Consider the following 7254-nt stretch of genomic DNA (forward strand, 5'->3'; position numbering starts at 1 on the left):
TGGCCGCGCTGGCCCGTCATCGCCTCTATCGGTTCGCCGCGGCTATCATTTCCGCCGCCTTTTCCGCGATCATGATCGTCGGCGAATTGGTGTTGCCGGAGGTGATCGTCGGCATGATCGAGGCGTCGGCGATGCGCAATCCCCTGATCCCGCGCAGGCGCAGTTCAGGATCGACGACGCTATCCGCGTCGGCGCCCATGCGGCAGGTGCCGACCGGGTGGAAGATCGTCGTGCCGATATCGCCGGCAGCGCGCGTCAGATCCTCGTCCGTTTCGTAAGCCGGACCTGGCTTGAACTCGATCGGATTGAAGCAGGCAAAGGACGGTTGCGAGACGATGTGGCGGGTGAGGCGGATCGCCTTGATGGCAACGTCACGATCGGCTTCGGCAGTCAGATAGCGCGGGCGGATGTCGGGTGCGGCAGCGAAGTCGGGCCCCTTCAGATGCACCGAGCCGCGGCTTTCCGGCCTCAAGTTGCAGACGCTGGCGGTGATTGCCGGGAACGGGTGAACCGGTTCACCGAATTTTTCGAGCGTTACTGGCTGAACGTGATACTGCAGGTCCGGCGTTTCCCTTTCCGGGCCGGACCGGGTGAAGATGCCGAGCTGGCTCGGTGCCATCGCCATCGGGCCGGAGCGGCGGGCGAGATATTCGAGGCCGATCGCCGCCTTGCCGAACAGCGAACTGGCCTTCTCGTTTAGCGTCGGAACGCCGGTGACCTTGTAGGCGAGCCGCAGTTGCAGGTGGTCCTGCAGGTTCTCGCCGACGCCGGTCAGCTCGTGGCGCACTTCGATGCCGTTTCGACGCAGGACATCGGGTTGGCCAATGCCCGAAAGCTCGAGAACATGCGGCGAGCCGATCGCGCCTGCCGAAAGCACGGTTTCGCGCCTGGCATCTGCGCGCTTGGTGACCCCGTCGTGCTGGAACTCGACGCCGGCAACGCGGCCTTCCTCGAGGATCAGCCTCTTCACGTGCGCCTTTGTGAGAATGACGAGATTGCGCCGATGTCGGGCAGGCTTCAGGAAGGCCTTGGCCGTGTTCCAGCGAATGCCGGAACGCTGGTTTACGTCGAAATAACCGGAGCCTTCATTGCTGCCGCGGTTGAAATCCTCCGTCTCGGGAATGCCCGCCTCGCTCGCCGCCTTTTGGAAGGCGTCGAGCACCGCCCAACGGACGCGGGCCTTCTCGACCCGCCACTCGCCGCCCGCGCCGTGCATGTCGTCCGCGCCGCGATAGTGGTCTTCGGATTTCCGGAAGAGCGGCAGCACATCCTCCCAGCTCCAGCCGGCACAGCCGAGCTGGCGCCAGAGATCGTAGTCGCGCGCCTGGCCGCGCATGTAGATCATGCCGTTGATCGAGGAGCAGCCGCCGAGCACCTTGCCGCGTGGGTAGCCGAGCGAGCGGCCGTTCAGGCCCTCCTCCGCCGCGGTCGTGAAACACCAGTCCGTGCGGGGATTGTTGATGCAGTAGAGATAGCCGACCGGAATGTGAATCCAGTGATAGTTGTCGCTGCCGCCGGCTTCGAGCAGCAGAACGCGGCGATCCGGATTCTCCGAGAGACGGTTTGCAAGCACGCAGCCGGCGCTACCCGCTCCGACGACGATGTAGTCGAACGTGTCCATGGGCTTTCTCTAATTTCGCGGCCCAGCGCTCTCGGCGCCGGGCTATAGGCGTCAGTGCTTGTGGCGATGCTCGAAGCCGAGTTTGCGGCCGAGGCGCGAGTTGTAGAACTCTCCGACAATGCCGCGGCGGAAGAGCAGCACACAGGCCATGAAGACAAGGCCGGTGATGATCGTGACCGGGAATTCCGACGTTGCCAGATAGTTCTGAAGCGTGACGACGAGGCCCGCGCCGAAGAGCGGCCCGATCAGCGTGCCGATGCCGCCGAGCAGGGTCATCAGGATGACCTCGCCCGACATCTGCCAGCCGACATCCGTCAAGGTGGCGAACTGGAAGACCAGCGCCTTCACACCACCGGCCAATCCGGTCAGCGCAGCCGACATGACGAAGGCCCCCAGCTTGTAGTTCCTCACCGAATAGCCGAGCGAGATGGCACGCGTCTCGTTCTCGCGGATCGACTTCAGGATCATGCCGAAGGGCGAGTTGATGATCCGCCAGATGATGGCGATGCCGATGACGAAGACCGCGAGTACGAAGTAATACATGTTCGTCGACTGCGAGAGATCGATGAAGCCGAAAAGATGGCCGCGCGGGACCGACTGGATGCCATCCTCGCCGTGGGTGAACTCGGCCTGCAGGCAGAAGAAATAGAACATCTGCGCCAGCGCCAGCGTAATCATCGCGAAATAGATGCCCTGACGGCGAATGGCGAAGAAGCCGATGACTGCTCCGAGGAGCGCTGCACCGACGACGCCAACGAGGATACCGAGTTCGGGCGGTACGCCCCATTGCTTGATGGCGTGCGCGGTGAAATAGGCCGCGCCGCCGAAGAAGGCGGCATGCCCGAAGGAGAGCAGTCCCGTGTAGCCGAGCAGCAGATTGAACGCGCAGGCGAAGAGCGCGAAGCACAGGATCTTCATCAGGAAGACCGGGTAGAAGAACAGGGGGGCAAGCAGCAGCAAGGCAAGGCCTACGCCGAGAAAGATCGTCTGGGCGACGACCGGCGAGCGTTCCTTCTGCTTCTCAAGTTCGAGTGTCAGCGTCATATCAAGCATCCCGGCCGAAGAGGCCTGCGGGTCTCAGCAGGAGAACAATGGCCATGATCACGAAGATCACGATATTGGAGGCCTCCGGATAGAAGACCTTGGTCAGCCCCTCGGCGACACCGAGCATATAGCCGGTGATGATCGCCCCCATGATCGAGCCCATGCCGCCAACGACGACGACGGCAAAGACGATGATGATGATGTTCGAACCCATCAGCGGCGAGACCTGATAGATCGGCGCGGCCAGCACGCCGGCGAGCGCCGCCAACGCCGCGCCGAGACCGTAGGTCAGCGTCAGCAGGAACGGCACGTTGATGCCGAAGGACTGTACGAGCACAGGGTTTTCTGTTGCCGCCCTGAGATACGACCCGAGTTTGGTCTTCTCGATCACGAGCCAGGTGCCGAGGCACACGGCGAGTGAGAAGGCGATGACCCAGCCCCGATAGATGGGCAGGAACATGAAGCCAAGATTGGTGCCGCCCGCAAGCAGCGCCGGCGTCGCATAGGGCTGGCCGGAGGCGCCGTAAAGATAGCGGAAGGTTCCCTCGACGGTCAAAGCCAGGCCGAATGTAAACAGCAGGCCGTAGAGCGGGTCGAGCGAATAAAGGCGCCTCAACATGGTGCGCTCAATGACCGCGCCGAGCAGGCCGACGAGGAGCGGCGCGAGGATAAGCGCCGGCCAATAGCCAATGCCGAAATGCGACAAGAGCAACCAAGCGGCAAAGGCGCCCAGCATATATTGCGCGCCATGGGCGAAGTTGATGACGCGCAGCAAGCCGAAGATGATCGCAAGGCCGAGGCTCAACAGTGCATAGAAGGAGCCGTTGATGAGCCCGATCAGAAGCTGCCCGAGAAAGGCCTGGAGCGGAATTCCGAAAATCGTGGTCATGACCTACACTCCGAGCACATCATGCAGCATGTCCATGCGTTCGGAAAGTTCCGAAACCGGAAACTCGCCGGCGACACGGCCATGGTCCATCAGATAGAAGCGGTCGGCGACCTTGCTGGCGAAGCGGAAATTCTGTTCGACGAGCAGCACGGTCATGCCGCGCTCCTTCAGTTTCTTCAAGACGTCGCCGATCCGCTGGACGATCACCGGGGCAAGCCCTTCGGTCGGCTCGTCGAGCAGCATCATCCGGACTCCGGTTCTAAGGATACGCGCAATCGCCAGCATCTGCTGTTCGCCGCCGGAAAGCTTGGTTCCCTGGCTGTTACGGCGCTCGTGCAGGTTCGGGAAAAGTTCGAAAATCTCGTCGATGGTCATGCCACCCTTGGCAACCGCCGGCGGCAGAAGCAGGTTTTCGTAGACGGACAGGGTCGAGAATATGCCGCGCTCTTCGGGAATGAAACCGAGACCGCGATGAGCGACGCGGTGGAGGGGCACGCGCAGCAGATCTTCGCCGGCGAAACTGATCGCGCCCTTTCGTTCGCGCACGATTCCCATGATGGCACGCAGTGTCGTCGTCTTGCCGACGCCGTTGCGGCCGAGCAGCGTGACCATCTCGCCCTCGCCGACAGTCATGTCGACACCGTGCAGAATATGGCTTTCGCCGTACCAGGCATTGAGGCCCGAGACCTTGAGCAGAGGTTTCATGTCAGGCTTCCTCCGTGCCCATATAGGCGGTGCGCACGCGCGGATCCTCCGACACGGCGGCATAATCGCCCTCGGCGAGAATTTCGCCGCGCTGCAGCACGGTGACATGGTGGCAGAGCGTCTCGACGACCGAGAGATTGTGCTCGACCATCAGGACGGCCCGCTCGCGGGCCACTTCGCGGATGATCTCGGCGACCATGCCGACGTCCTCGTGGCCCATGCCGGCCATCGGCTCGTCCAGCAAGAGCACCTTCGGATCGAGCGCCAGCGTCGTCGCGATCTCGAGCACGCGTTTGCGGCCATAGGAAAGATCGGCGGCGATCGCGTTGCGCTCCTTTTCGAGGCCGACGGAGCGGATCAGCTGATCGGCCTTGGCGTTCAAGGCCTCGAGTGCGGAAAGCGGCTTCCAGAACTGCGTTGCAAGGTTGTTTGGCCGCTGCAGGGCCACGCGCACATTGTCGAGCACCGACAGGTGCGGGAACACCGCCGAGATCTGGAACGAGCGGACGAGACCCATGCGCGCAACCTTGTCCGGGGCGGTTTTGGTGATGTCTTCCCCGAGCAGCGTGATCGTTCCATGCGTCGGCTGCAGGAACTTGGTCAGCAGGTTGAACACGGTGGTCTTGCCGGCCCCGTTCGGGCCGATCAGCGCATGCACGCGGGCATGATGGACGTCGAGATCGACATCCTTGACGGCGGTGAAGCCGCCGAAGTCACGGCGGAGACCGCGGGCGGACAATACCACCCGCGGCGCTCCATTCTGCGGAGACATGGCCTCGGTCATCGCGATCCGGCCGATCAGGACTTCACGAGATCGCAGCCGCTCTGGGCCGGATCGATGAAGGCGTCCTTCCCGGGAATGGTCGCGAGAACCTTGAAATAGTCCCAGGGTTCCTTGCTCTCGTCGGGCTTCTTGACCTCGAGAAGATACATGTCGTGGATCATCCGGCCGTTCGGCGCGACGGTGCCGTTTTTGGCGAAGACGTCGTTGACGGGGAGCGCATGCAGTTCCTTCGCGACCGCATCGGCCTCGTCGCTGCCGGCTTTTTCGATCGCCTTCAGATATTGCAGCACAGCCGAATAGGTGCCGGCGTGGACCATGTTCGGCATCTTGCCGGTGCGCTCCATGAAGCGTTTGCCGAATTTCGCGCTTTCCTCGTCGCGGTTCCAGTAAAAGCCTTCAGTCAACGTCAGCCCTTGAGCGGCGTCGAGCCCGAGGCCGTGGACCTCGGCGAGCGTGAACAGCAGCGCCGCCAGGCGCTGACCGCCCTGGACAATGCCGAACTCGGCGGCCTGCTTGATGGCGTTCGAGGTGTCGAGGCCGGCATTGGCAAGGCCGATCACCTTGGCGCCGGAGGACTGCGCCTGCAGCAGGAAGGAGGAGAAATCGGTGGTTGCCAGCGGATGGCGGACGGCGCCGACGACCGAGCCGCCGTTTTCCTTGACATAGTTGGCGGTGTTTTCCTCGAGCGAATAACCGAAGGCGTAGTCGGCCGTCAGGAAGAACCAGCTGTCACCGCCCTGTTTCACAAGCGCACCGCCCGTGCCAACGGCGAGCGAGTGAGTGTCATAGGCCCAATGGAAACCATAGGGGCTGCATTGCTTGCCGGTCAGCTCCGTCGTTGCCGCTCCCGTAACGATGTCGATCTTCTTCTTCTCCTTGGAAATCGCCTGAACCGCGAGCGCCACGGACGAAGTGGTCAATTCCATGATGCTGTCCACCTGCTCGGTGTCGTACCATTGCCGAGCGATATTGGAGGCGATGTCGGGCTTGTTCTGGTGGTCGGCTGTGACCACCTCGACCGGCACGCCGAGCACCTTGCCGCCAAAATCCTCGACCGCCATGAGCGCCGCCTCATAGGAGGACTTGCCGCCGAAATCGGCGTAGACGCCGGACTGGTCGTTGAGAATGCCGATCTTGACCTTGCCGTCCGACGCGTCGGCAAGTGCCGCCGTGCTGCTCGCGAGCACCATTGCAAGTGTGGCGATGAGTTTCTTGTGCATCATGTCTCCTCCCAGGACTGTCAGAGCTGAGCGGGCGAATCATCGCGAAAAACGCGCGACGGCTCCGATACGTCTTTCGGCACATCGGTGTTGGATTCGATCCGCTCGGCTCTGTTCAAAATTGGCCAGACATGCTCCTCAGATGTCGGCTCGATGCTTACAATCCCGAAAATTTTGCTTGGATGCAAGCGGGCCGAACCGTAAATTACAAACAGGGTCTGTTCATTTTCGAACAGAGGGGGCGGGCATGAATCCGAATTTCACCTGGGACGACCTGCAATTCTTCCTGGCGGTCGCGAGAACGGGACAACTGTCGACCGCCGCGCGGCGGCTCAGAACCAGCCACGCGACCGTGTCGCGCCGCATCGACCGGCTGGAATTCGCACTCAAGGTCAAGCTCTTCGAGCGCAATCCACGCGGTTACGTGCTGACGACCATGGGGCAACGCTTCGTCGAGACGGCCGAGCGCATCGAGCGGGAGACGGAGCAACTTCAGCTCGACATCAGCGACGGCATGACCGCACAACGCGGCGTCGTCCGGCTTTCCACGCTTGAGGGCTTCGGAAATTTCTTTCTGTCGGACCGGCTCGCAGCCTTCGCCGACAGCTATCCGAATATCTCGCTTGAACTGGTGGCGATCCAGCAGATCATGTCGCTGTCGCGCAAGGAGGCGGATATCGCCGTGGCGCTTGCGGCGCCCAAGGCCGGCCCATACCATTCCGAGGTGCTGACGCCCTACACGCTGCACGTCTATGGCGCGCGCAGCTATCTCGCCACCCATCCCCTGATCCGCAGCCGCAACGATCTCGGCTCCCACCGTTTCGTCGGTTATATCGAGGATATGATCTTCACGCCGGGGCTCGATTATCTCGGCGAAGTCCAGCCGGGCCTTCGCGCCCATTTCCAGAGTTCGAGCATACTGACGCAGCTGAAGGCCGCCCGACAGGGGCTGGGTCTCTGCGTATTGCCGCATTTCATGGCGCGCGACGAG

7 protein-coding genes (1 of these 7 cut by a window edge) are annotated in these 7254 nt (G+C 62.3%); 1 reads left to right on the forward strand and 6 read right to left on the reverse strand.

Annotated features, from left to right (window positions below; translation table 11 throughout):
- Positions 1-25: 25 nt before the first annotated feature.
- From ILFOPFJJ_RS01920 to ILFOPFJJ_RS01945, 6 genes are read right to left on the reverse strand one after another with little or no spacing between them, the layout of a single operon-like run.
- Positions 26-1621 (reverse strand): GMC family oxidoreductase, encoded by a 1596-nt coding sequence (locus ILFOPFJJ_RS01920; RefSeq protein WP_173508894.1) that lies wholly within the window; start codon positions 1619-1621, stop codon positions 26-28.
- Positions 1622-1672: 51 nt separating this feature from the next.
- Positions 1673-2674 (reverse strand): branched-chain amino acid ABC transporter permease, encoded by a 1002-nt coding sequence (locus tag ILFOPFJJ_RS01925; protein WP_173508895.1) that lies wholly within the window; start codon positions 2672-2674, stop codon positions 1673-1675.
- On the reverse strand, positions 2667-3554 hold the full coding sequence (locus tag ILFOPFJJ_RS01930; RefSeq protein WP_173508896.1) for a branched-chain amino acid ABC transporter permease: 888 nt from the start codon (positions 3552-3554) through the stop codon (positions 2667-2669). Before ILFOPFJJ_RS01930 ends, ILFOPFJJ_RS01925 begins: the two co-directional genes overlap by 8 nt.
- Positions 3555-3557: 3 nt before the next feature.
- Positions 3558-4259 (reverse strand): ABC transporter ATP-binding protein, encoded by a 702-nt coding sequence (locus ILFOPFJJ_RS01935; RefSeq protein ID WP_173508897.1) that lies wholly within the window; start codon positions 4257-4259, stop codon positions 3558-3560.
- 1 nt (position 4260) lies between these two features.
- Positions 4261-5043, reverse strand: coding sequence for an ABC transporter ATP-binding protein (locus ILFOPFJJ_RS01940; protein ID WP_173508898.1), 783 nt, complete (start codon positions 5041-5043; stop codon positions 4261-4263).
- Between the two features lie 14 nt (positions 5044-5057).
- The gene (locus ILFOPFJJ_RS01945; protein WP_173508899.1) at positions 5058-6263 is read right to left on the reverse strand and encodes a beta-hydroxybutyrate-binding protein; all 1206 of its coding nucleotides are present in this window, start codon (positions 6261-6263) and stop codon (positions 5058-5060) included.
- A gap of 247 nt (positions 6264-6510) precedes the next feature.
- Here ILFOPFJJ_RS01945 and ILFOPFJJ_RS01950 point away from each other — a divergent pair, with 247 nt between their 5' ends.
- Positions 6511-7254, forward strand: the 5' portion of a protein-coding gene (locus tag ILFOPFJJ_RS01950; RefSeq protein WP_173508900.1) for a LysR family transcriptional regulator. 204 nt of this gene lie beyond the right edge of the window; the window shows 744 of its 948 coding nt (coding positions 1-744); its start codon is at positions 6511-6513; its stop codon lies off the right edge, out of view.

Origin of the sequence: Sinorhizobium psoraleae (genome assembly GCF_013283645.1) — a bacterium.
Classification (GTDB): Bacteria; Pseudomonadota; Alphaproteobacteria; order Rhizobiales; family Rhizobiaceae; genus Sinorhizobium; species Sinorhizobium psoraleae.